Origin of the sequence: Olsenella sp. Marseille-P4559, from assembly GCF_900605015.1 — a bacterium.
Classification (GTDB): Bacteria; Actinomycetota; Coriobacteriia; order Coriobacteriales; family Atopobiaceae; genus Tractidigestivibacter.
The window spans coordinates 973,242-996,891 of record NZ_LR027574.1; the positions used below are offsets into that span (position 1 = coordinate 973,242).

General features: G+C 62.0%; 17 protein-coding genes. 2 read left to right on the forward strand and 15 right to left on the reverse strand.

Annotated elements, in window-relative coordinates; genetic code table 11:
* Nucleotides 1–23: 23 nt before the first annotated feature.
* From E0E00_RS10625 to E0E00_RS10640, 4 genes are all read right to left on the reverse strand, one after another.
* The gene (locus E0E00_RS10625) at nt 24–1,820 is read right to left on the reverse strand and encodes an ABC transporter ATP-binding protein (RefSeq protein WP_130812468.1); all 1,797 of its coding nucleotides are present in this window, start codon (nt 1,818–1,820) and stop codon (nt 24–26) included.
* Nucleotides 1,821–2,065: 245 nt separating this feature from the next.
* Nucleotides 2,066–4,555, reverse strand: coding sequence for a glycoside hydrolase family 3 N-terminal domain-containing protein (locus tag E0E00_RS10630; protein ID WP_130812469.1), 2,490 nt, complete (start codon nt 4,553–4,555; stop codon nt 2,066–2,068).
* Between the two features lie 155 nt (nt 4,556–4,710).
* Complete coding sequence (locus E0E00_RS10635; protein WP_130812470.1) at nt 4,711–5,211, reverse strand: hypothetical protein; 501 nt, start codon at nt 5,209–5,211, stop codon at nt 4,711–4,713.
* Between the two features lie 840 nt (nt 5,212–6,051).
* On the reverse strand, nt 6,052–7,479 hold the full coding sequence (locus tag E0E00_RS10640; RefSeq protein ID WP_130812471.1) for a replication-associated recombination protein A: 1,428 nt from the start codon (nt 7,477–7,479) through the stop codon (nt 6,052–6,054).
* Nucleotides 7,480–7,662: 183 nt separating this feature from the next.
* Between E0E00_RS10640 and E0E00_RS10645 the strand changes: the two genes are divergently transcribed.
* Nucleotides 7,663–8,445, forward strand: a complete 783-nt coding sequence (locus tag E0E00_RS10645; RefSeq protein ID WP_130812472.1) for a gamma-glutamyl-gamma-aminobutyrate hydrolase family protein — start codon at nt 7,663–7,665, stop codon at nt 8,443–8,445.
* A 70-nt stretch (nt 8,446–8,515) separates the two neighbouring features.
* Here the strand turns inward: E0E00_RS10645 and E0E00_RS10650 are convergent, their stop codons facing one another.
* From E0E00_RS10650 to E0E00_RS10680, 7 genes are all read right to left on the reverse strand, one after another.
* Nucleotides 8,516–9,757 (reverse strand): deoxyguanosinetriphosphate triphosphohydrolase family protein, encoded by a 1,242-nt coding sequence (locus tag E0E00_RS10650; protein WP_130812473.1) that lies wholly within the window; start codon nt 9,755–9,757, stop codon nt 8,516–8,518.
* Between the two features lie 216 nt (nt 9,758–9,973).
* Nucleotides 9,974–11,350, reverse strand: a complete 1,377-nt coding sequence (locus tag E0E00_RS10655; RefSeq protein ID WP_130812474.1) for a hypothetical protein — start codon at nt 11,348–11,350, stop codon at nt 9,974–9,976.
* A gap of 440 nt (nt 11,351–11,790) precedes the next feature.
* A complete protein-coding gene (locus tag E0E00_RS10660) occupies nt 11,791–13,647 on the reverse strand; it encodes a GNAT family N-acetyltransferase (protein ID WP_130812475.1) in 1,857 nt (618 codons plus the stop codon).
* A 379-nt stretch (nt 13,648–14,026) separates the two neighbouring features.
* The gene (locus tag E0E00_RS10665; protein WP_130812476.1) at nt 14,027–14,584 is read right to left on the reverse strand and encodes a DNA-deoxyinosine glycosylase; all 558 of its coding nucleotides are present in this window, start codon (nt 14,582–14,584) and stop codon (nt 14,027–14,029) included.
* Entirely contained in the window at nt 14,574–15,377 is an 804-nt protein-coding gene (locus E0E00_RS10670; protein WP_130812477.1) for a metallophosphoesterase family protein, read from the reverse strand. The genes E0E00_RS10665 and E0E00_RS10670 overlap by 11 nt, the downstream gene beginning before the upstream one ends.
* A 52-nt stretch (nt 15,378–15,429) precedes the next feature.
* Entirely contained in the window at nt 15,430–15,942 is a 513-nt protein-coding gene (locus tag E0E00_RS10675) for a very short patch repair endonuclease (RefSeq protein ID WP_130812478.1), read from the reverse strand.
* Nucleotides 15,939–16,925, reverse strand: a complete 987-nt coding sequence (locus E0E00_RS10680) for a hypothetical protein (RefSeq protein WP_130812479.1) — start codon at nt 16,923–16,925, stop codon at nt 15,939–15,941. The genes E0E00_RS10675 and E0E00_RS10680 overlap by 4 nt, the downstream gene beginning before the upstream one ends.
* Before the next feature lie 278 nt (nt 16,926–17,203).
* Between E0E00_RS10680 and E0E00_RS10685 the strand changes: the two genes are divergently transcribed.
* Nucleotides 17,204–18,436: an MFS transporter gene (locus E0E00_RS10685; RefSeq protein WP_130812480.1), complete on the forward strand. Its 1,233-nt coding sequence runs from the start codon at nt 17,204–17,206 to the stop codon at nt 18,434–18,436.
* 538 nt (nt 18,437–18,974) lie between these two features.
* Here E0E00_RS10685 and E0E00_RS10690 read toward each other — a convergent pair.
* The 4 genes from E0E00_RS10690 to argC all read right to left on the reverse strand — a co-directional run bounded on the left by E0E00_RS10690 (nt 18,975) and on the right by argC (nt 23,634).
* Nucleotides 18,975–20,219, reverse strand: coding sequence for an aspartate aminotransferase family protein (locus tag E0E00_RS10690; RefSeq protein ID WP_130812481.1), 1,245 nt, complete (start codon nt 20,217–20,219; stop codon nt 18,975–18,977).
* A 15-nt stretch (nt 20,220–20,234) separates the two neighbouring features.
* On the reverse strand, nt 20,235–21,110 hold the full coding sequence (gene argB, locus E0E00_RS10695; RefSeq protein WP_165443668.1) for an acetylglutamate kinase: 876 nt from the start codon (nt 21,108–21,110) through the stop codon (nt 20,235–20,237).
* Between the two features lie 68 nt (nt 21,111–21,178).
* Nucleotides 21,179–22,465 (reverse strand): bifunctional glutamate N-acetyltransferase/amino-acid acetyltransferase ArgJ, encoded by a 1,287-nt coding sequence (gene argJ, locus E0E00_RS10700; RefSeq protein WP_130812483.1) that lies wholly within the window; start codon nt 22,463–22,465, stop codon nt 21,179–21,181.
* A 92-nt stretch (nt 22,466–22,557) separates the two neighbouring features.
* Nucleotides 22,558–23,634: an N-acetyl-gamma-glutamyl-phosphate reductase gene (gene argC / locus E0E00_RS10705; RefSeq protein WP_130812484.1), complete on the reverse strand. Its 1,077-nt coding sequence runs from the start codon at nt 23,632–23,634 to the stop codon at nt 22,558–22,560.
* Nucleotides 23,635–23,650 lie beyond the last annotated feature (16 nt).

Below are 23,650 nucleotides of genomic sequence, written 5' to 3' on the forward strand. Positions count from 1 at the left end.
GGCACCAAGGACAACGCCTCTCGTTACTCTCGCACGCCCTCGAACTGCATGCGGTAGTACCGCGCGTAGGTGCCACCTCGTGCGAGAAGCTCATCGTGCGTCCCGCGCTCAACCACACGCCCGGCATCTATCGTCGCGATCTCGTCGGCGTCCTTGATGGTCGAAAGCCGGTGCGCAATCACGATGGTCGTTCGCCCCTGCGCAAGCGCGGCAAGCGACGTCTGCACCGCATGCTCGGACTCGTTGTCCAGAGCCGAGGTGGCCTCGTCCAGAATGAGGATCCTTGGGTCCTTGAGAAAGACCCGGGCGATGGCGATGCGCTGCTTCTGACCGCCAGAGAGCCGCGTGCCCCGCTCCCCCACCTGGGTCTCGTAGCCACCGGGCAGCGTCTCGACGAACTCGGCGATGTTGGCCTTCTCGGCGGCATCGCGAATCTGGGCCATGGTCGCACGCGGACTGCCGTAGGCAATGTTCTCGGCAATGGTTCCGTCGAAGAGGTAGACGTCTTGCTGCACGATGCCAATGGCCTCGCGCAGGCTTCGCTGCGTGACCGAGCGCACATCCTGGCCATCGATGGCTATCGAGCCGGAATCCACGTCGTAGAAGCGCGGCAGCAGCGCGCACGTCGTGGACTTGCCGCCACCGGAGGCGCCCACGAGGGCAATGGTCTCGCCTGGGTGAATGTCCAGGCTAAGGCCACGGATGACCTCGGGACCCCCGTCCGCATCCCCGCCGTTCTCGTAAGAGAAGCGGACGTCGTTATAGGAAATGGCACCCTGGGTGACCTTGAGTGCCGGCGCTCCGGGGACATCCTCGATATCTGGCTGGGAATCGACCATCTCCTTGAAGCGGCGAAAGCCTGCGATTGCCTTCTGGAACGTCTCGGTGAAGTTGAGGATGTTCTCGATGGGCGTGGTAAAGAGCGAGATATAGAGGGCGTAGGTCGCAAGGTCTGCGGCGTCCATCTGGCCCTGCGCGATGAGCCAGCCGCCCATGACCACGATGAGGGTGTAGAGGATGCCCATGAGTGCCGCAATGCCTGCCTGGTAGCAGCCCATCGCGCGATACATGCGCACCTTCGAGTCGAGGTAGGCCTCGTTGCTGATGCGGAACTTCTCGCGCTCGACGTCCTCGGCGGCGAAGCTCTTGACCACGCGCGCCCCCGCGAGGCTGTCCTCCAGACGCGAGTTCACGTCTGCAATGCGCACGCGGTTCTCGCGAAAGACCGCCTTCATCTGGAGGTTTGCCCGCAGGTTGTAGATCACGAGGGCGGCGAGAACGGCGGCGAGGCACAGCGTGAGCGGCACGTTGATAAACGAGAGGATCACGAACGAGCCCACGACCTCGATGGCGCCGATGAAGAGAAACTCCGGACCGTGGTGGGCAGCCTCTGAGATGTCGAAAAGGTCGCTCACCAGGCGGCTCATGAGGTCGCCTGACTTGTTGCGGTCAAAGAACGAGAGGCTCATGCGCTCGTATGCGTCAAAAAGGTCCTCTCGCATGAGGCTCTCCATGCGAGCGCCCATGACGTGGCCCCAATACGCGACAAAGTATCGGCACCCAAAGCGCACGGCATAAGCCGCCACAAAACCGATGAGGAGATACGCGAGGGCTCCCATGATGGCGTCCGTGCCCTCGCGAAAGAGACCGCCCGTAAGCATGCGCAGCACCTGCGGAAACGCAAGGTCGATGCCCGCAACGATAATGGCGCAGACGGTGTCGGCCACAAAGAGATGGACTTGGCCCGCATAGTAGGCAAGAAAGCTTGAGAAGAGCCCGCGGCGCCGATCCGCGGCAGGCGAGGTGATGGTACTTGGCATACGTGTCCCAACTGATGCGATGCTGAATGTTATCCGCGAGACATCATAGCCGAGGGTTGGACGACGAGGGCGGCGGATTTCGGTGGGGCAGACTCTCGCGAGAGGTCGCTAGGGACCTGTGGTGCCCCGCTTGCTGGGACGCGTGGGATGAGGGAGGAGGAATGGCGCGTCCCGCATCAGCCCCCGCACGCAGCAAGGGGCCCACCCGGCCGACGGGAGATGATGGCCGGGCGGAAGGGGTGGGGCTAGTCGCGACTCCAGGATGCCTCGGTCTTCGTAAGAGGCGTGGCCTTATAGGTCTTCGTGCGGTCATCGTCGATCACGCCGGACCAGTTGAGGCCATAGCAGAAGTCGTAGGTGTTGCCCTCGGAGTCCGCGTAGCAATCGAGATCACGCGGCACGTCCTCTTGGTCTGCCTCGACGGCATCCATATCCTTGGGCATCTGGTGGTTGAGAAGGCCACTGGGCTCAACCTCGCCAGCAATGATCTTGGCGAAAGCCTCCTCGGTGGTGCTGCCAAAGCCAAACAGAATGGCATCGGCATACTGCTCGATTTCGCCAAAGCACATAGGCCTGTCAGCATCGATCACAAGAATGAGCTTGGCATCAGCGGGAATGCGATTCTTGACATCAATGACGAAGTCAAGGTCAGACTCATTGGTCGCGTAGGTAGACTCGCCGTAGTAGCTGCGATTCTCAAGGGTGCCGTACTCGTCAACGGGGTTGAGCGACTCCTTGCGGACATTGGCCCCATCGGCGGTGTAGGGACGATACTGCAGGGAGAGGGGCTTCCATGTAGGATCGGGCTTCTCGGCAGGAATGCCCATCACGACGTTAATGAACTTGTTGCCACCATCTACGCCCTGGTAGGCGTCCTTGGGGTTGTCGATCTTGACAATGGCATACTTGACCTCCGCCAGCTCCTCAGAGGTGAGCTGCGTAAGATCGCTCTCCTGATAAGTTGCTTTTCCATCGTCTCCGGCAGGACCAGAAGGATCAGCAACCTTATCGGTAACGACATCAAAGCCCATATCAGTAAGGTTAGCGCCAAAGCACTGAGAGATGCTTGCGGGGGTAGACCCGCCAAATGCGTTGGTAGCCGCAGCAGTAAACTTCTGAGGAATATAGACCTTGCCGGACAGTCCGCTCTTGGAGATGACGTTGCTCTTGTTCTTGAGCATGACTATCGACTTACATGCAGCATCGAGACCAAAGGCATTTGCAGCATCGGAGGTCATGATTTCCTTGGCAGCAATGCGATCGGAGTACGGCTGCTCAAACAGGTCGACTGTCATCTCGACCTTGATGAACCGACGCGCGTGCTCACGCATAATCGAGAGTGCCTGGTTCTCACCGAGGTCATCGACCATCAGCTGATACCCAGCCTTAGCGTTGTCGAGGTCCCACTCGCCACCAATGGTGTCGACGTTGTTCTGCATGAGCTTTGCATAGCGCTCGGGGACCGTTAGGTCTCTGCAGCCATGCATGATGGCGGAAAGAATCATCCAGTCAGTGCAAATCCAGCCATCCCAGCCAACTGAGCGAAGGATGTTCATGTTCGCAGTGCTGTACGCAGAGCCAACGGTCTCGCCAAGTTCATCAGGGTTGTTCGGGTCGTACGCGATGCCATAGCACGGCATAACCGCCAGAGCATGGTCGGTCTGGGAGTCGAGCTTGAAGCCGCCATCAAGGAAGGGAATAAGATGAGCCTCAAAGTTCCCACCAGGGAACACGTTCCACTTGCCCATGTCCGAATGGTCATCACGGCCACCCTCATTGGAACCTTCTCCCACGAAGTGCTTCAGCATAATCGCACAGGACTGGCCACCCCAACCTTGATCATCCGTAGCGTCATCGTCACCCCAGGTCGACTGCATGCCAGCGCCAAACGCCTGAATGAAGTCACGGTTGAGAGCGGGGTCGCCACCGCATGAGCCGGAAAGACGAGTGCCCTTTGTCTCAGAGTAAAGGTCAATCTGGGGACCAAGCTCGATACGTACGCCTGTGGACCTCCATGCCCTTGCCTGCCACATACCAGCCTTACGCCAGACATCCTTATTCATTGTGCAGCCAAGGCCAACAGAACTAGGAACGTTGAAAAGAACATAGGGATCAGAGAAGTTCAGGTATGGGATGCCCCAACCACCAACCTTCTCGCATTCCTCCTGCGCACCGTTAATCCACTCAACATCCGAGGCATAGGAGTCTGCGTCAGACATAAGACGAGACACGCCAGACCTCGATCCCTGGTCAATGAAGCCGTAGCCGTTCGTGTCGGTGGATGTCGTACTGCCACCGGTAGTTCCGTCGGCAAACGTAAGACCGAGAATGTCATCGATTTCGAGCTGATCGGCCAAGCTCTTGGCACGGTCATCAATGCTCTGACGCCAATCCTCGTAGAAGTCGAGCTTGCCGTTGCCGTTGAGGTCCTTGAACGCCAGGCCGTCGACCTGAATAATCTTTGACGTATCCATCACGCCAAGTACGGCGCCACCATCAGGGTTGGTGTAGCGAGTCCAACCGTCACGAGTTTCTTCACTTGTCCACTTCGCCTGAATAGAATCGGCATCAGGATTGATGGGGTACTTGTCTGCAGACGGCACGCTTGACTCGATAGAAGACCCACCGCTTGTCGAGCACGCGGCAAGTCCCGCAAGGGCTGCCGCGGCCGCAGAGCCTGCTAGGAAGTTCCTGCGCGTCAGGTTATTTCCCATATCCATTCTCCTCTTTGTCATGCGGCCCCCTCCCACAGGGGCCGTAGCCTTCCCTCCACACGGCCTTGTGGCCGTGGCAATTCCCGCGTATTAGTGAGGCTCACAGGCGAGGCGCTCCCAGTGCCAGCCTGCGTGGCCCCGGCCAGATGAGACAAGGGGAAACTCCCTTTGTCTCATTAGCCGTAGAAGTCGAAGTTGATAGTGTCGAAGTCGGCGATGCCAAAGTCGGCGGCGTTGCCCTTAAGCGAGGACTTGTCGGCAACCTCGAGCGTGATGGTCTTGCCGCTGCTGAGGTTCAAGGTGAGCTCGGTCTCGGTACCCTCCCAGGTGCCGGTGTCGGTGAGCAGGTCGACGTGGGCTTCGAGGGGCTTGACCTCGCAGGTGCCGTCATCCTTGATGTTCACGTCCAGCATCTGCTCGGTGCCGCCGGCGGTACCGTAGACGGTCTGACCGGTAATCTCGACGGAGCCACGCCACTGGCCCACGTAGAAGCTATTGGCATCAAAGTCCTTCGAGGAGCTGGAGCTACTGGACGAGCCGGAGCTCGTGGTAGACGTGCTGCTCGTGGTCGACGAGGATGACGAGCCCGTTGATGACGTCGACGAGCCGCCGCATGCCGCAAGCGGCATGCACAGCGTCGCGGCGAGAAGGCCCGCCACCAGTACCTGCTTCTTCATGCTTGGTTCCTTCCCCTCTGGCTGGAGCCCACCTCCAGCCACCCCGCGCGCCGCAACTCGACGCGCCTTGCTCGATAGCCATTACAAATCGATGACGCCATGTTTGAGGGGGACGGTACTAACCTGTCGATTTTCTGGCGTGTCTTGCAACCCGAGACGGTAGACGGAGGGGCGAAATGCGTCGCGACGGGAGGCAAGCGTCGCTGATCGGGCCCTCGCCGGGACAGCTGGGCGTTTACGGTGAGCCATCGATGCACTAAACGACGATATCGTAGGGCATTTTAGCCGTCCAGCCATCAGCAGAGGCTCTCAGCGGGCAAGGTGGTCCCTCGACGCGAGGCGTCCGTCACGGATTGACGGTTGGTGGCAGTTTGCGGCAAATCCTTGATATGAAATCGAGCTAGTCACAAATCGTCTACCTGCGATTCATCAAATCTCAAAGAGCTTGCTACTCGGGGGTACCGCCAAAAACTGCCACCAACCGTAAATGTGTGCCATTCGGTAGTGTTGGGATTCGCTCGGGTGCCACTGGGGGTTCCCTGTCGGGCGCGGGTAGCCGGGCACGAGACGCCGGGTGGCAAGTTTTGACGTTTGGTGGCAGTTTTTCGGGGATGATCCGAGTATCAGACGATTGCATTCCTGATAAACCGCAGGTCAGAGATTTGCGACATCGACACACTCACATCAAGGATTTGCCGCAAACTGCCACCAACCGTCAATTCGTGAAATGTGGTAGCTCCGAGGGCCCCCTCAGGCAAGTAACCCTCTCGGTTCTGGGGCGCAACGTCCCAACTTCTCCATGAACCCTAGTTGGCCTCGCGTGAACCCAGCCCCTTAGCGCTATGCGCTGCGCCCGGATGCATTGTCGCTGTCAGACGCGCCACTCTCACTGCCATCGCTGCCCTCAGCGACGTCTCCGGCAGATATGCCCTCCAGCCGCTGCGGAGCTGTGTCGGCACGGTCGCGCGCGGCGGACTCAATGCGCCAGGCCTCCCAGCCACGTGGGCTCGGGTGAAAGAACGCGCCGCGCTCTAGGCCCTCGGGCAGGTATCGCTGCTCGACCCAACCCGTGGGGTAGTTGTGAGGATACAGGTACGGACCGTACTCGTCGGAGCCAGGACGGTGCCGGTCGCGCAGGTAGCTGGGTACCTCGCGGCGCGGGCCCTCGCGTACCTCCTTGAGCGCAGCATCAATCCCCGTCTCCGCAGCGTTCGACTTGGGCGCCAGCGCCATGTATTCAACTGCTTGCGCAAGGTTGATGCGGCACTCCGGAAGGCCGATGACCTCGGTTGCCTTGAACGCCGCCTCGGCAACGAGAAGCGCCTGGGGGTCTGCATTGCCAATGTCTTCCGAGGCCAGGATGAAGATGCGGCGCGCAACGAACTTGGGGTCCTCCCCCGCGTCGAGCATGCGTGCCAGCCAGTAGAGCGCGGCGTCCGGATCGCTCCCGCGCATAGACTTGATGAAGGCCGAGATGATGTCATAGTGCATGTCGCCGGACTTGTCGTACGACAGGCCATGGCGGGGATTTGCCTCAAGCACGTGGGCGCGCGTAATGCGCACCGGCTCCTCGGGCGTAGCCGCGCCCGATGGCGCCGCCATCTGGCTTGCCAGCTCGAGCGAGGTGAGGGAGGCGCGCCCGTCTCCCCCGGCGAGAGTAACGATCTCCTCAAGGGCATCGTCATCGAGCGCGAAGGCCCCCTTGAGGCCGTACTCCGAGGTCACGGCGCGACACACGATTGTGCGAATGGAGTCGTCGTCGAGCGGCTCGAGCTCCACCACACGCGAACGCGAGAGCAGCGCCGAGTTCACCTCGAAGTAGGGGTTCTCAGTCGTGGCACCCACTAGAACCACGGTGCGATCCTCAACGGCATGCAACAGCGCATCTTGCTGGGAACGATTGAAGCGGTGAATCTCGTCCACGAAGAGGATGGTGCGCCGACCCAAGGAGAGCAGGCGGCTCTCGGCAGCGTCCACCTCGCGCCGAAGGTCCTTCACGGTTCCCGTAACGGCAGACACCTCGACAAACTCCGCATGTGTCGAGTTTGCGATGATGCGCGCAAGGGTGGTCTTGCCCGTGCCGGCAGGCCCATAGAGAATCACCGAAGAGAGCGTGTCATGCTCAATTGCAGTGCGAAGCCAGCTCCCTGGGCCCGCGGCCTCGGTCTGGCCCACGTATTCCTCGAGGGTCTGCGGGCGCATGCGTGCGGCAAGCGGGGCGTTCATCGTGCGCTTGTAGCGTTCTATGTTGGTGAAGAGGTTGTCCATGCAAGCGATTGTAGCCCAGGGACGTAGCCGTTGGGCGCCGGGCTATTGCGTCGACGGCAGAGCTCGAGAAAGACCGCCGCCCTCTCGTCTGGCGTTCGTTTTTTCTGGAATGGCTGCCGCCGGGGGTCGAGGCCTCATCGGTCGGCTAAGGTATCCAACGGCACATCGCTCAGGGGAGGAAATATGGGAATCGCAGCCACCAGGCCGCTCATTGGAATCACGTCTAGGCCTCGGAAGGACCCGGAATACCCCTACTGGACCATGACCGACGATCACTACGCTGCGTCCGTAGCCGAGGCGGGAGGCATTCCGGTTGCGCTCCCCTATGCCATTCCCTTTGGCTTTGACGTGACGGCCCTCGTCCCCGACATCGTGCAGCGCCTTGATGGCATCCTCTTCACAGGTGGCGGCGACATTGCCGACTGCTCCTTCTCCGGCCACGCCTACGCGCCAGAAAGCCATTCGCCCATATCGCTCACCTGCCCCGCACGCGACACGTTCGAACAGGCGCTCATGCGCGCGTGCTGGGACGCAGACGTGCCTGTCCTTGGCATTTGCCGAGGCATGCAGGTCATGAACGTGACCCTTGGTGGCACGCTCGTGCACGACGTCAAAGACTACCCCACCAAGACGATTCTCCACACCAGGGGCGACTCGCCCGACTCCCCCGTCCACCGCGTGCGCGTCTCAGAGACGAGCCGCCTGGCAAAAATCCTGGGTTTCACGTCGGGCGAGGTGAACTCCCTTCACCACGAGGCCATCTACACCCAAGCTCCACAGGGCAACGTCGTGGCATGGGCCGACGATGGCACGCCGGAGGGCCTGGAATTTGACGAGAAGACCTTCTTCCTGGGCGTGCAATGGCATCCCGAGAAGCTGCGCACGCAGCCGCAGCTCTTTGCTGCCTTTGTCGATGCCGCGCAAGAGCACGGCGCAGCCGAGCGTGCGGTAGCAGGGAGCCGGTAGCCGCCGAGAGGCAGCTGCGTGCATGGGATTTCCAGGGCCCCGCTGTAGTGGAGGGCACCAAGCGCACCCCTTAGGGCCTCACCCCCTCGAAGTAGCCGCGACGCGGGAAGAGCTCCCGGGCCCGGGGAAAGAGCTCTGAGCACGTAGCCATAAAGTAATCGTCGGTCATCGACGAGATGAAGTCGACTACGGCCAGGTCTGGGTCTATCTCCCAGTCGTAGCTACGCCCGTAAGGTGCAAGGTGACGCCTCAGTGGCTCTATGTGGTGACGGAAGATTGCCGCAGACTCATCACCTGCATGAAGCGCTGCCAGTTCGTGCTCATACAGCAGCGAGAAGAGCTCGGAGACACCGCGCGAGAAGTCTCCGTTGACCTCCGAAGCTCCATAGATCTTCTCGTAGTTCTCGCGCTTGGCTCGGCGCATCTCGGCAAAGCCTTCCTCGCTCATCTCGATGCGTGGCTTGCCAATGCTGTTTTCGACCACGTCAGCCACAAAGGCACCAAGCGCCCAAGCGTTGTACGCCCCGCCAAGGCCGTCATCGAAGCTCTTCTCGGTGCAAAGACCTGCACGAATGGCATCTTGGCGATCCTTGCCCACATAGGCAATGATGTCGGAGACGCGCACCACGCAGCCCTCGAGCGTCATGGGACGCAGGCGGGCAATGGTAGGACCGCCCCTCTCCCAGCACTCCCCCACCCCACGGTCAAACTCTTCGAAGTCGGAAAGCCGGCTTGTCTCGAAGACCTGCTGCTCGAACTCGCCGTTGTGGCAGATGACACCGTCGAGGGTCTGGAGGGCGAGGTTTCTGCCATACGTAACGTCAAGGACCCGAACGCTTTGCACGTTGTGGGCAAAGAAGCGGCCGGTGCGAGCGTGGTAGACGTCGTTCAGGAAGCGCTCGCCGGCATGGCCGAAGGGCGTGTGGCCAATGTCGTGGCCCAAGGCGATTGCCTCGATGAGGTCGAGGTTGAGACCGAGTGCGGCGCCGATATCTCTTGCCACGCGGGCCACAAGCTGCACGTGCAGGCCGCGCCGCGCCAGGTCGTCGTCCGCACGGAACGAGAACACCTGCGTCTTTCCGGCAAGGCGGTTGTACGCGGGCATGTGCATGATCTTCTCGGCATCGCGGACAAAGGCAGGACGCAGGGCACTTTCCTGGTCACGCTCGGTCTTGTCGCGACGGAGGGCTGCCTCGTTGGGCGTAGCAAATGGCGAGAGGGACCCCGCTGCGCGAGAGCTGAGAACGGCCCGTTGGGCCCTGGGCGAAAGCTCCCCTGTGAGGTGGGGGGCGAGCTTGTTGATGGTTTCCATGTCTGCCTCCTGGCGGTTTTGCTTCTCGAGGCAGATTCTAGCAAGGGAACGTGACATTAATTGGGAGTTAGGGACGTCCCGCAGGCACCGTCGGTATCTGTCCGCAGGCTGGGGGGTCCCTGCCGAGAGAAACCGAGACAGATTGACTGCGGTGTCCCACTGGGACGCAATTGGGTCGCAGGCTTTCGGGACGGGTGCCCCGGCGCTGGTGCCTGCCTACTCGACGACGAGGCACCCCATGTTAAGACGATGCGTCCACTCGCCAATGACGTTACCCTCGCCGCAGCGGGTAAAGACACCGCCAAACTTGCCGTTGAAGAGGAAGAGCCCCTCCATATTGCTCATCTCGGGGGCTGCAAGCGGGTCCTCGCCGGGCTTGAGCATGCCGCCTCGCATGGTGGGAGTGCGGTACTGAGGCGCATACGCCTGCACCACGCCGCCGTTCTTCGCGCACGAAGAGAGAGCGCGGTCCCACTCCTCTTGCGTCTTGCAGTCGAGGCCGGCCACCACGCCTACGGCGTTGTACCCGCCAGCGGGCTTCACGATCCAGTGGTCCTTCTCGGCATAGGGCGAGAGGTCCGTATCAGCGTCGAGCAGCACGGTCTCGGGTACGTGGGCGTCAATGAAGGCGCGTTCCTCTGACGTAAGGATGCCGTCCACCGCATGCGAGCGCATGACCGCAAAGACCGTCTTCGTTGCGCACGGCCAGGTCCTGTAGCCACCAATGACGCAGGCTAGGCCACGACGCGCAGCTTCGGCCAAGGCGTCCGCACCGGGGCAGGGCTTCTCGGCAATCTCGGATGTAACGGCGCGGCGATACACGCAGGAGACGGGGCCGCCCGGCGCCATGAGGAGGTCGGTACCAGCCACATGCTCGATGCGCAGGTCGCGAATGTCGCAGAACTGGGCGTAAAAGCCGCGGTCGGAAAGGCGCCACAGGAAGTCCTCGAGCTCATCCATCGAGGCGCTCTCGGGATAGTCCACGATGCACATCGACGGGTGCGCCACGTCACTGCCAAAGCGGTCAGCGTTCGCCCAGCTGGCATACGTCTCCGCGATGGCGTCGATTGCCTCACCGACCAGGTCATACGTCGTAATCGATGGGTACTTCTCGGCAAACTTGCGATAGGTATGGGTTGCCTGGATGGCACGGGTTACCTCGACGGTCGTGGTCATGCCAGCCGAACCGTCGGTGTTGAGCTCGCAGAACTGGAAGTCGCCAGTCTCCTCGTTGAAGAAGACGTCCACGCGCGCGATGGGGATCATCTGGTCATAGCCTGTGGGGATGATTGTGAGAGCCTCGAGCTCCGGTGAAAGGCGGAAAAGTGCACGGAACTCGGGGTTGCGCAGGTACTCCGCAGTAATCTTGTCCATGATGCGACCCATGGTCTCGGCGGCATCGCGCAGAATGTCAGTCTGGGCGGCATCAAAGATCTTGGGCGTCATGGCCCAAGAGACGGGCCCGCCATGGTAGAGCGCGTGAGTGGTGAGAAGGTAGCGGTCACCGGCCTCCCTGCTCTCAACGTCGCCGTTAAACTCGCGCGCAGTCGAGAGGAACTCGTCCTCGAGCTCGCGTCCATGAAGACTGGTCATGATTACCACTTCCTGCTCGCCCTCATATGGAATGGCATATCGGCGAGCGCACTGAAATATTCTGCATATGGCTGTGAGATTGTAGTCGCTTGGAAGCAGCATCACCAATTCTGCACACTAGCAGTCATACTCGGGGGCGGCGATGGCCGAGAGCCCCCGCCTGTGCAGCTACGCTCGACTCAGGAAGCGCATGTCCTTCTCCGGGCGAAAGGCGGCTCTCGGCGCGAGGCAAACCCGTGCCCGCCGGCGATTGTGTAACGGTTCGTCACAGGTTCGCATCCGAATGCGTGACCCGCGCAGGACGTCACGCATTCGTCGACGTTCGTGTTGCGAACCGTCACACATTCGAAGCCAGCACGGCCGAGAGCCGGCGGCGGCGCCGGGAAGCCGAAGCTTACGAAGGCGTAAGACGCCCGTAAGTTCACTCGATGGCACCAAAGTTACGCTCGACTCAGGAAGCGCATGTCCTTCTCCGGATGGACCGTAAGCCCGAGCTTCTCTTGAAGGGCAATGGATGCCCGGTTGTCGGGCCACACCTCGCCCCAGGGCACAAGGCCGCGGTCGAGCTGCTCGTTAATCTTTGCCGACTCAAGCGCCGTTGCCCACCCGCGACGACGCTGCTCGGGGAAGACCTCCAGCATGCCGATGGCACCCTCGGGATGCTCGCCGACAAAGGCACAGAGACGCCCCGCCTCAAAGCCGCCCAGTACAAGGCCGCGCTCGAGAATGTCCTCCAGCTCGCCTGCAGCCAGGTACTCGGGGTGCGAGTAGTGCTCGGCGACAAGCTCGGCATAGGCCGGCGTGAGCGTGCGGATGTCGAGCGTGGGATCGACGTCGAGATGCCGTCCCTTCTCGTAAATCACCATGTTGCAGGGCACGTCCTCAGTGAGGCCCAGGTCGCGGCACACGTCGTGCACGGGAGCCGAGCCCAAGACGCACACGAAATCGCGAGACGCAAAGACGTCAAGCGCCTCGCGCAGGGCCTTCTTCGCGGTTCCCCACACAAAGGTTCCGTGATGCGGAATCTCCAGGATGCAGACGCCCTTCTCGGCAACGAGCACCTCGCCAATCCCCCGGCGGGCGCACTCGAGGATGGGAAACGCCTCGCGCGGTCCGTCCGAGAGGAGCTCGATCGCGCGTGCCCGGCGGGTTTCCGCGGGCTCCGACAGCGCATCCATGATGAAGGCTAGACGCTCTGCGATGGTTTTGGAACCGCCTGCGTTGGGGTGCTCGTAGCCATCGGCCATGAGGACGGGGCTGGCTTGCAGGAGGCGCGACCCCTCCACCAGGTGCATGCCGGGGTTGGCGGCAACCGCGCCACGGATAAGATCGGGTACCACGGCAAAGCAGCTGCCACGATGCGTGGGGTGGGTCTCGTCCGAGTGCCACAGCGGCGTGAGGGTCCAGACCGACGCCTCCGGCCACGCTTCGGCGACCTCGAAGAGGCTCGTGCGGATGTCGCGCGAGATGCGCATCTCCTGACAGGGCTCGTAGCGATAGTTCTCGCCCAGCTCAACCACCACGACCTCGGGCGACGCCTCGTCAGCAAGGCCCACCGTCGAGCCGGGGAGAAACACCTGCCCGCCGATGCCCTGGTTGAGCACGTCCATGCCAAGTCGCGTGGCGAGAAGCGCCGGCCAGTTGTGTGCCGGGTCACCGGAGACGAAGCCCTGGGCAATCGAGTCGCCAATCACCAAGAGCTGGCCGCGGGCCTCCACCGGCTCAATCACGTTGCCGTCACCCACAACACGGCGTAGGTCGCAGCTCGTAAGGCACGGCAACCACACGCGTACGCGATGGTGGCGACCCAGACCCGGCAGGTGCTGAAGATTGCTCACGGGTGCCTCGTCGGGGTCATCGAGCGAGAATTCCACGCGCGTGATGCCGTCGTCGTTCTCCTCCGGAAGCACACAGGGCAGGTGCCTGCCGTCAACGTCGCAAGAGAAGCCGTCGAGCGGACCGTCCGGCGCAAAGGCGCACTCGGAAGTCTCGGCCAGGACCTCGCGCGAGCCGCGCGGGAAGGCCTCCACACGCGCCTCGAGCACGATGGCCGAAGAGTCCGTCTCGAGCTCCACGGTCACGCCCGCCGTGCAGGCAGCCATTGTCCGGTAGAGGCCCGGATGCCAGGCGCGGCAACTCCCAATGGCCTTGAGCTGGCCCTTTGCAAAGCGCCAAGGGTGAGTCCACCCGTGGCCCAGGGGCTCTGCCCACACGACGCCGTGCAGCAGTCCCTCTGCAGGAACGCTCACGAGCAGGTCGGCCATGTCCTTCTCATCCATGAGTTCACTGACGCTCATCGCATGTCGCCCCTCTGCGATTCAGCCACGTTGTGTGCGCTGCGATTGATGTTGGGCATCCATTGTGGCAGAAACTCGCGGAGCCGTGGGCGTTGTCGACGCCTCATGGGGCATCGCCTGACAAATCTGCGGGTTAATTGCGGCCTTCGACAGGTGCCGTCGAGAAAGCAGGCGGACAGGCTGTCCTTCTCCGCGACGTGCAATTAATCCGCAGTTTTACCTCGCTGGCCAGCATGTGGGCCTGTGCGTACGCACGACACCGAACCTCTGCCATTGGAGGCGGTCGCTCGCCAGGCGGCACAGGCAGCCGTCCCACCAGTCGCGTTTTCTCGCCGTTTAACTACTCACTCCCAAACGGCGAGGGTGCACGGAGCCGTCATCAAACCGCAGTTTTTGCGCACCACTCTCTCTCCGCCGCACAACGCAGGGGCTCGTAGGCCACCACTAGGTCATCGAGCCTCATACGGGCGTTTGCCGGGCTCGTCGAGGGAAGTCCCGTGCACGGAAGGCCGCACGAGGGCTCGATAAGCCGCCGATAGAGCCTTGTGGCAGCCCCGCCCGTGCAGAATACGCGAACGATTGGCGCGACCGAGAGGATCCTTTCCACGTCGTTGGGGACGGGGTCGCGTATGGAGGCGTCGCTCGCACCCGTGATGGTGCAGCTTGCGAGCACGTCCCACAGCGCGACGTGGTGTCGCAGGCATAGGTCGCGACGGCCGTCGTTGCCCGTCGGCACAGACTCGTCCCACAGTGCAGCCATCACGCGCCAGAAGCGGTTCTGAGGGTTGCCGTAGTAGAAGCTCACCTCACGCGATTTGGGGCTGGGCATGGTACCCAGCACAAGCACGCGGCTCGTCTCATCGAAGATTGGCGCAAGCGGATGAACCATGCGCTGGCCCGCCCGGCCGGAGCCGCACACGTCTTCCCTACTCGCCATCGCGAACGGGCTCCGCGAACTCCTCGCCGTCATCCAGGCGCATGACCGTGACCCGACCAAAACCGGCACCTCCAGCGGCACCGGAGTCTATGTCCCAGCGATCAGCCACACCACCCGTGGCGTCGCGCGCTCCAACGCGCACCATCTGTGCGATGCCATTCTCGTCTCTTACCGGACGGTCGAGCTCGTCCGTCATGGACGCAAGGTAGGGCGTCGGCGTGTGCCCCGCCACCACAATGGGTCCCTCTCCCTTCTCGTTGAGAAGGCCTGTGGGGACCGACCAGAACTCGTCGCGAATCCACAGCAGGTCATCGGGGGTCTGTGCGCCGAGCAGCGCATCGATTGCGGCACCGTTCCAGGTGCCATCGGCTGGTGCCGGGCCATCCGGACGGATTCCGGCATGGACCATGATGTAGTGGCGTCCCGCCACCTCCACGTGGGTCGAGAGCGGAAGGCCACGCACCCACTTGATAAGCTCGCTCGCCTCGTCGCCCGGGAGCTCCTGAAGACCCGAAAGCGTAGCCATGCCGCCGTTGATTGCCCAGTTTGCCTGCGACATCACGTCATTCTCGTGGCCGAGCGCGTCGAGCATGAGGTCCTCGTGATTGCCCTTGAGCACGCACACGTTGGGAAGCGAGCGCACGAGGCGCATGACGCCGACGGGATCGGGCCCGCGGTCAATCATGTCCCCGAGACAGAACACGGCGTCATCTGCGCCGGGGGACACGCGCTCGAGAACGCGCTCGAGCGTCGCGCGATGTCCGTGGACATCAGAGAATACGTATGTCGACATGGCGATACCCCCCGTCGTTGGCCATGGGCACTAGCTTAGACCTGCGACTGGTTTAGCGCAAAGTATGCCGTGAGCGTAGCTTTTGTCGCTCTCGGCGAAGCTTCCAAGGGCGGGGAGAGCCAATCTCCACCATCCGAGCAACGTTTTGGCCCTCCCTGCTTGCCCGGTCGAGTTCGCGCAGGACCTCACGCATGGTGGAGTCGAGCCGCTCCTCCTTGAGCATGCACTCCCATACCACAAGGACTGTCCACCCGTCTTGTACCAGCAGTGCATTGTCGCGGGCGTCGCGTGCGCGGTTGCGGTCGAACTTGGCCTTCCAGAACTCGACGTTGGTTTTTGGAAGCGGCAGGAGACAATGGGGGCAGCGATGCCAGAAGCAGCCGTTCACAAAAATGGCAACCTGCCTGCCGGGAAAGCAGATATCAGGCTTGCCTGGCGCCTTCTTCCAGTGCAGCCTGTAGCCGGTGTAGCCGGCCTCGCGAAGCCTTGCCCGCACGAGAAGTTCTGGCTTGGTGTTCTTGCTCCTGTTCGCCTGCATCACATGGCGCGTAGCCTCACTCGTCAAGACGCCGCAGCCTCCGTGCCATGAGACAAGGGGAAACTCTCCTCGTCTCGCGCACCCCCGAAGTTGATGTTGCCTGTGAGCGCGTACGACGCCGCACTGTCAAAGCCGGGAGAGAGCACGGACGCAACCACCGAGGTCGCGCGATCGAGAGCGCGTTCGTAGAGGTTCGCAAACGATTCCCTGCTCACAATGCCAGTCGCGGGGTTGGTCCATGCACGGTGCTCAGAGTTGTCAAACTCCGAGGAGGCAGACGCCCGCACGCGATGCGAAAGGGCGCTGTAGGTGGAGTAAGGGGCACCGGAAATAGCACGCTCAAGAGCAGCGATCGCGCTGCGATGGTGCTCGCGCGTGGCATAGAGCAGGCGCATCATGGTTCGATAACATCCCACCGAAGCCGAGAACGTCGTGGGGTCGATGGGCCTGCCATAGGTCCACAGGGCAGCATAGAAGTAGAGCTTGTCGATAATGGCAAGCGCCTCTCGCGAAGCCCGCAGGGTATTTGCAAACGGGCGGTACTCGGCAATCGTCTTGCCGGTCTTACGGAAAAGCACAGCCTCGTCGAGGTCACGCTCGACCTCCATGTGGACCTTGCTGTCACACTCCGGTCCTAGCCCGGCAACCCCCGCGTGCGTCAGGTCATAGGCCCAGGCGTTGATAAAAGGGTGGACCGTCGAGTCCAAGAGCCAATGGCACGAGAAGCCCGCCAGATATGCTGCACCAACCGCCCTCTCGCGCTTGGACAGGCGGTCAACGGCCTCGCGCATGGCTGCAAGGAGCCTGGCGGGGCGCTTGTCGTGCATGAGGCCTCCCATCTCGGCCCACTTCGCCATGAGGGGGTACAGCTCGATGTAGAAGAGCGGATCGGGGCCTTGGCTCCCCAAGAGGAAGGCGTCGCGCTCGTCCAGGGTTGCCAGGGGAAGCTCCGCCTTCGCGCACTCGGCAACGTCGCGTGCAAAGAAGTCGTGCGTGAGAATGGCCGGCATCGTAACCCCTTTCTGGTTCCGGTGAGCGGCGCGAGAGGCGCCGTTGTGCCGCTCCGCCATTATGCCCCATCCAAGGGACATCTGGCGCACACGCGCCGAGGCGACGCCATCTCTTGCACGTCTACGGTTGCGGTGCGGCCGCACGGCGGCGCATGGATGACGCATCGGGCAAGCCATTACATAATCCTGACAGAAGCCGGGAGTTTCGCCGCCATTCCAGCGATACCGTTTTGGTTTGTCTGAGCGCGATTCCAGGAGGGCCAACGGAGAGGATTGCTATGTCTTTTAAGATGACGAAGGCCGAGAAAAGCTGGGTTATGTATGACGTGGGTAACTCCGCGCTGGTGCTTCTCGCCACGAGCGTCATTCCCATCTACTTCAAGTCGCTGGCAGATGGCCCCGCTCTTGTCGCGTGGAGCTATGCAGAGACGGTTGCATCGCTGGTCATCGCACTGCTCATGCCCATCCTCGGCTCCATTGCCGACCAGCAGGGCATGAAGAAGAAGTTCGTCATCGGCTCCGTAGGAACGGGTGCCGTGGCTTGCGTGGCCATGGGCTTCCCCACAAACGCCATGGCGTTTCTCGTGATCTACGTCATCTCCTCCGTGGCGCTCAACACGTCGTTCGTGTTCTATGACGCGCTGCTTGTGGACGCCACGACGGATGACCGCATGGATGACGTTTCCAGTCGGGGGTATGCGTGGGGCTACATTGGTAGCTGCGTGCCGTTCCTCGCTTGCCTTGCCTTTGTACTGGCAAGGCCCTTTGGCATGAGCCTGCAGGTGGCCATGCAGATTTCATTTTTCATTACGGCTGCCTGGTGGGTGGCGTTTACGATCCCCATGCTCAAGAACGTCGAACAGACCCACTACAAGCCGCGCGAGAAGCACGCCCTTGCCAACGCAGTGCGCGGCATCGGAGCCACGGCGGGGCGCATCTGGCGCGACCCGTCCATCAGGAACTACATCATTGCGTACTTCTTCTACATCGACGGCGTACACACCATCATCAAGCTCTCGACCTCGTACGGAGCGGACCTTGGCATCGACGGTACGCAGCTGGTGCTGGCCTTGCTCGTCACGCAGTTTGTGGCGTTCCCCTCGGCGATCGCATACGGCAGGCTGGGACACAAGCTTGGCACGCGCACGATGATTCTTGTGGGTATCGCCGGCTACACCCTTATCACGCTGTTTGCTGCCTTCTTCCTGCGCTCCGCCGTCGAGTTCTGGATTCTGGCCATCATGGTCGGCCTCTTCCAGGGCGGACTGCAGGCGCTTTCGCGCTCCGAGTTTGGCAAGCTCTGCCCCAAGGAGCATGCAAACGAGTACTTTGGGTTCTTCGACATCTTTGGCAAGTACGCCGCCATTCTCGGCACCCTTATCGTGGGCACCATGACGGCCATCACGAGCAACGGCTCGCTGGGCGTGCTTTCGATCGTGGTGCTGTTCGTGATTGGCTTCGTGGTCATGCTGCGCGTTCCAGAGCGCACGGGCGCCAAGTCGGAGCAATAGCATTCCCCATCGGCGAGGGGCGCAGTGCTAGGGTGGCCAAATCTGAGCCGCTGCCCTTCGCCGATGGCCGTGGCATTTTTTTCGCCACGCCTGAATGCCACGATTTCCACGATTTTGATGACAGCATCCATCGATACTTGTTCTTCGCAGTGCAACGAGCGTGGAATGCCGAGGGTTTTCTTCGGAGAAGCCGAAGTTACGGCTAACGGGGTAGCCCACAGTCAAATCGTCCTGCATGAAAACGCGATATCGTACGGTTTTCTAGCGGCCTCTGCATGAAATCGCGTTATCGCGGGGCCTCTTCCGCACCCCAAGATAAAAGTTACAACTATATTTGCATATATTTCTATATTTCACAACAAATATGCATAAATGTGCAAATATACTTCAATGTTTTATGTCGGAACGCCAAAACCACCCCGCGATAGCGCGATTTCATGCAGCGAAGAGCAAAAAGCCGTACGATATCGCGTTTTCATGCAACAGAACTCCGACTGGGGCATTGAGGCCAGCCCGCTTCAATGCCCCCGGTCTGTAGCTAATCGAGAAGTTCGAAAAGCCTGTCGCAGACCTCGTCCACCTGCTCCTCGGTAATCACCAGCGGAGGAAGGAAGCGCAGGATCGAATCACCTATGTGGTTGAGAACGAGTCCCTGCTCAAGGCCCTTGTCGACAAGTTCGTTGGCCATGGGCACGTCAAGCTGCGCGCCAAGGAGGAGCCCGTGCCCACGCACTTCGGTCACGTGCGGCAGCGCTTCAAGGCGCTGGCGCAGGCGTGCGCCGCAGGCAATAACGTGCTCCCCTATCCCCTCGGAGACCAGCACCTCCACCGTGACGCGGCCGGCAGCCGCCGCAAGTGCGTTGCCCCCAAAGGTAGAGCCGTGATCCCCCAGCCCCATGAGGTCCGCAACCTCAGCCTTTGCCGCAACGGCTCCCATGGGAAAGCCATCTGCGATGCCCTTGGCCATACTCACCACATCCGGCTCGATGCCGGCAAGCTGGTAGCAGAACGGCGCCCCGCAACGGAAGAAGCCGGTCTGGACCTCGTCAATGATGAGAAGCACGCCGCGCCTCTCACACTCCGCAGAAACAAAGCGCAGGTAGTCGTAGTCGGCAGGCCACACGCCGCCCTCGCCCTGCACGCACTCGAGCATCACGGCGCACACGGGACCGCATGACGCCGGCGGGTTGTCCAACGCCGCCACAAGTGCGTCCGCGTCGTTCAGGGGAACCGCTGCAAAGCCGGCGGGCATGGGGAGGAATGCCTTGTGGAAAACAGCCTGACCGGTCGCCGCCAGCGTCGCAAGCGTACGGCCGTGGAAGCTCTTCTGCGCCGTGATGATGCCGGACGCGCCACCAAGCCTCTTCTCACCCCAACGTCTTGCAACCTTGATGGCTCCCTCGTTTGCCTCGGCACCCGAGTTCGCAAAGAAGGTCTTCCACGCAGAGCCCGTGGAGCCAACCACATGGCCCTCCTCGTCGCACGTGGATGAGAGAAACCCCGAGAGGTCACGGGCGAGCTCGCCGCGGTTCTCGACGTAGAAGTAGTTGCCAACCTGCCATACCCTGTCGACCTGCGCGTGAAGTGCCGCTGCCACCACGGGGTTGCGGTGTCCCAGGCTCACGGAGCCAATGCCGCCCAGGCAGTCGATGTAGGCCTTGCCGGTCGAGTCGGTAAGCGTCGCCCCCTCGCCCGAGACAAACTCAACGGGGAGACGCCCGTAGGTATGCATCACATACGTATCATCAAGGGCCTTGGCGCTCTCGAAGCTGGTGTCTGCCATGTTGCTCTCCTTGTTCTAGTCCTGGGTGAAAAGGGTGCCCACACCGGTGTCAGTGAAGATTTCGACGAGGAGCGAATGCGGTGTCTTGCCGTTGAGAATGACAACCTCATGGACGCCGTTCTCCATTGCCTCCTCAATCGAGCGAATCTTTGGAATCATGCCGCCGTCCAACTCTCCAGAGGCAAGGACCTCTTTTGTCTCAGATAGCGTAAGTGACGAGATAAGGCTGTCCTTGTCGCGATAGTCACCAAAGAGTCCATCAACATCCGTGAGGTAGATGAGCTTGTCGGCATGGAGCGCTTCCGCCACCTTGCCCGCAGCGATGTCGGCATTGATGTTGTAGAACCCATCGGGGCCACAACCAACGCTTGCAACCACGGGGGTGTATCCGTCATCAAGGATGGAATTGATGAGCTCCGGGCTCACTTCGCGAATGCGGCCAACACGGCCAAGCTCGGCCGAGACGGGCTCGCTCTTGAAGGTCTTCCCGTCGGCACCCGAAATGCCCACCGCGTTGTGACCGTATTCGTTCAACGCCCACACCAGTTGCTGGTTCACCTTGCCGACGAGCACTTCCTGTACGGCCTCCATTGTGGCGTCATCCGTCACGCGCAGGCCATCCTTGAACTTTGTGGGAATGCCCAGCTTGCCGAGAAGCGCACTTATCGCCTTCCCACCACCGTGCACGAGAACAACGCGCATGCCCATGAGCTTGAGAAGCTCGATGTCCCCGACCACCTGGACCATGAGCTCAAGATCTTCCATGGCAGATCCGCCGTACTTCACAACGATGGTCTTCCCGCGCATCCTGTTGATCCACGGGAGCGCCTCGGTGAGAACCTCTGCCTTCTTCTGGGCAAGCTCGAGCTCGCCTTCCTCGCGACCTTGCATGTGTACCTCCTGCCGTGGGTTTTGTTGGTCATGGGCCGCGGACGCACGTGGCCGGGCAATACGAAGCCCTAGGTTCGGTACTCTCCGTTGATTTTGACGTAGTCGTGCGTGAGATCGCAGGTCCACACCCGCGAGCATGCCTTTCCCGCACCAAGCGAGATGGCAATGTCTATCTCGGGCTGCTCAAAGCGGCGTAGCATGTCGTCCTCGTCCATGGGAACGGGAAGCCCCGCACGGAGCACAGGCACGCCCATGAAGTCGATGTCGACGGCTTCCTGCGAGAAGGGCACGCCGCACTTGCCGGCAGCCGCAGCCACGCGGCCCCAGTTGGCATCGTGTCCAAAGATGGCGGTCTTGACCAACGGCGAGTTTGCAATGGCAAAGGCAACCTTATCGGCGTCCTCCTGGCTGGTCGCTCCAAGGACGTCCACGGTCACGAGTTTGGTCGAGCCCTCGCCGTCCGCAGCAATCTGCCGGGCAAGGTTGGTGCAGACGCCCCTGATGGCCGCAGCGACAGCCGGATACGCAGGCGAGCCCTCGTCGATGGCGGCGCCACCGGCGGCACCCGTGGCAAAAAGGATGCAGGTGTCGTTGGTGGAAGTGTCAGAGTCCACCGTCACCTTGTTGAAGGTCTGGCGAACGGCTGAGAGGAGCGCGGCATGCGCGGCCTCGGGCGTAAGCGGGGCATCGGTCGAGAGCACGCAGAGCATGGTCGCCATGTTTGGCTGAATCATGCCCGAGCCCTTCACAAAGCCGCCCACATGCACCGTGACAGAGCCGCCGTCCGCCTGATGGGCGGGCCCCACAAGGGCCGCCTCTTTGGGGTGCGTGTCTGTGGTCATGACCGCACAGGCAGCGTCATGGGCGGCCTCGGGCGTCGCCGCAAGCGCTTCGACGGCAGCTGGCACGCCTGTCACGTAGGGCTCGAGGGGGAGCCGCACGCCGATGACGCCTGTCGACGCCACAAGCACGTCCTTCTCGTCACAGCCCAGAGCCTGGGCGACAAGGGCGCAGGCCTTCTCGGCACAGCGCAGGCCCGGCTCACCGGTGGCCGCATTGGCGTTGCCGGAGTTGAGAACCACGGCCCGGGCGTGGCCCGAGGCGGCACGCGCTCTGCTCACCTGCACCGGCGCGGCGCAGAAGCGGTTCTGCGTGAACGTTGCCGCGCAGACGCAGGTCTTATCGGCAACGACAAGCGCCATGTCCTTGCGCTCGGGATTCTTGCGAAATCCTGCAGAGATTCCGGCGGCACGCATGCCTGGGGCCGCGCAGACTCCTCCCTCGCAGGGGGCAAAGCCGAACGACTGGGGAGCGTCATCCTGCAAGGGGATGGCGAGAGGCTTGATGCTTGTCATGAAAGGACCCTTCTGGACGGGGACGCGCCGCATGCGCGTCCGGAATGGACAACGCGGTGGTCCTGCGCCAGCCGACGGACTCGGCCATGAGCCTAGATGAGCGGGGCGGTAGCCCCAATGCCTTGGGTCTCCGGAAGCCCCAGCACCAGGTTTGCACATTGCATGGCCTGGGCAGCAGCCCCCTTGCCGAGGTTGTCGATCGCGCAGGACGCGATGATGACCCTATGTCGTCGGTCATCAAGGGCCACGCCAACCTGGGCACGAGCGGTCGCCGCAACAGACGAGGTCTGTGGCATGCGCCCGGAGGGAAGCGTTGAGACCAGCGCCTCGTTGGCATAGCGACGCTCGTAGGCGCCCTGCACGTCATGTGCGGTGACGCCGTCTGCCGCCGTCATGTACACGGTGGCGAGAAGGCCTCGGGTGAGCGGGGCAAGGTGCGGCGTAAACACGACGTTCATCTCGCGATTCGCTGCCTGGGTGAGCGTCTGCTCGATCTCGGGGGTATGGCGGTGGCGCGCCACGCCGTAAGCCTCGACGGACTCGTTGGCGTGGCAGAAGTGCGTGCGCGCATTGGCCGCGCGACCTGCGCCAGAGACGCCGGAGATGGCGTCAGAGATTACGAGGTCCCCTGTGGCAAGGCCCGCCTCGAGCGCCGGGATGGCGGCAAGCGCCGTGGCCGTGGGATAGCAGCCCGGTACGGCAACAAGCACTGGCTCATCCTTCGCGTGCCGCTCCCCCAAGGCGAGAAGCTCAGAGCGATTGAGCTCGGGCAGGCCATAGGCCGTCTGGTTGAGAAGCTCAGGGCTCGTGTGCGGCGTGCCGTACCACTGCTCGTAGACGGCCGCGTCATGCAGGCGATAGTCCGCCGAGAGGTCGATCACGGTAACGCCCAGCGCAAGAAGCTGCGGCGTGATGGCAAGCGAGGCCGTATGGGGCACGGCGAGAAAGGCGACGTCCGCATTCTGGGCGATTGCCTCCGGCTCGGGAAGCGAGAGGACGATGTTGGTTGCACCCTCGAACGCAGGGTACACGTCGGCCAGCCTGGCACCAGCGGCCTTGCGGTCCGTTGCCATGACAAGCTCCATGGAGGGGTGCCCCAGGACAATGCGGCAGACCTCGACCCCGGCAAAGCCGGTTGCCCCCACGACACAGGCCCTTATGCGCTCCATTCCCTCAATCACCCCA

What these genes read in the sequence shown, in the direction of transcription:
- E0E00_RS10665 (WP_130812476.1), bottom strand. Translation starts at nt 14,584, where the DNA reads ATGGCGAGTAGGGAAGACGTGTGCGGCTCCGGCCGGGCGGGCCAGCGC.
- E0E00_RS10630 (WP_130812469.1), bottom strand. Translation starts at nt 4,555, where the DNA reads ATGACAAAGAGGAGAATGGATATGGGAAATAACCTGACGCGCAGGAAC.
- argB (WP_165443668.1), bottom strand. Translation starts at nt 21,110, where the DNA reads ATGCAAGGTCGCGAGGAAGGCGAGCTCGAGCTTGCCCAGAAGAAGGCA.
- E0E00_RS10635 (WP_130812470.1), bottom strand. Translation starts at nt 5,211, where the DNA reads ATGAAGAAGCAGGTACTGGTGGCGGGCCTTCTCGCCGCGACGCTGTGC.
- argJ (WP_130812483.1), bottom strand. Translation starts at nt 22,465, where the DNA reads ATGACAAGCATCAAGCCTCTCGCCATCCCCTTGCAGGATGACGCTCCC.
- E0E00_RS10670 (WP_130812477.1), bottom strand. Translation starts at nt 15,377, where the DNA reads ATGTCGACATACGTATTCTCTGATGTCCACGGACATCGCGCGACGCTC.
- E0E00_RS10645 (WP_130812472.1), top strand. Translation starts at nt 7,663, where the DNA reads ATGGGAATCGCAGCCACCAGGCCGCTCATTGGAATCACGTCTAGGCCT.
- E0E00_RS10625 (WP_130812468.1), bottom strand. Translation starts at nt 1,820, where the DNA reads ATGCCAAGTACCATCACCTCGCCTGCCGCGGATCGGCGCCGCGGGCTC.
- E0E00_RS10685 (WP_130812480.1), top strand. Translation starts at nt 17,204, where the DNA reads ATGTCTTTTAAGATGACGAAGGCCGAGAAAAGCTGGGTTATGTATGAC.
- E0E00_RS10655 (WP_130812474.1), bottom strand. Translation starts at nt 11,350, where the DNA reads ATGACCAGTCTTCATGGACGCGAGCTCGAGGACGAGTTCCTCTCGACT.
- E0E00_RS10680 (WP_130812479.1), bottom strand. Translation starts at nt 16,925, where the DNA reads ATGCCGGCCATTCTCACGCACGACTTCTTTGCACGCGACGTTGCCGAG.
- E0E00_RS10660 (WP_130812475.1), bottom strand. Translation starts at nt 13,647, where the DNA reads ATGAGCGTCAGTGAACTCATGGATGAGAAGGACATGGCCGACCTGCTC.
- E0E00_RS10650 (WP_130812473.1), bottom strand. Translation starts at nt 9,757, where the DNA reads ATGGAAACCATCAACAAGCTCGCCCCCCACCTCACAGGGGAGCTTTCG.
- E0E00_RS10690 (WP_130812481.1), bottom strand. Translation starts at nt 20,219, where the DNA reads ATGGCAGACACCAGCTTCGAGAGCGCCAAGGCCCTTGATGATACGTAT.
- E0E00_RS10640 (WP_130812471.1), bottom strand. Translation starts at nt 7,479, where the DNA reads ATGGACAACCTCTTCACCAACATAGAACGCTACAAGCGCACGATGAAC.
- argC (WP_130812484.1), bottom strand. Translation starts at nt 23,634, where the DNA reads ATGGAGCGCATAAGGGCCTGTGTCGTGGGGGCAACCGGCTTTGCCGGG.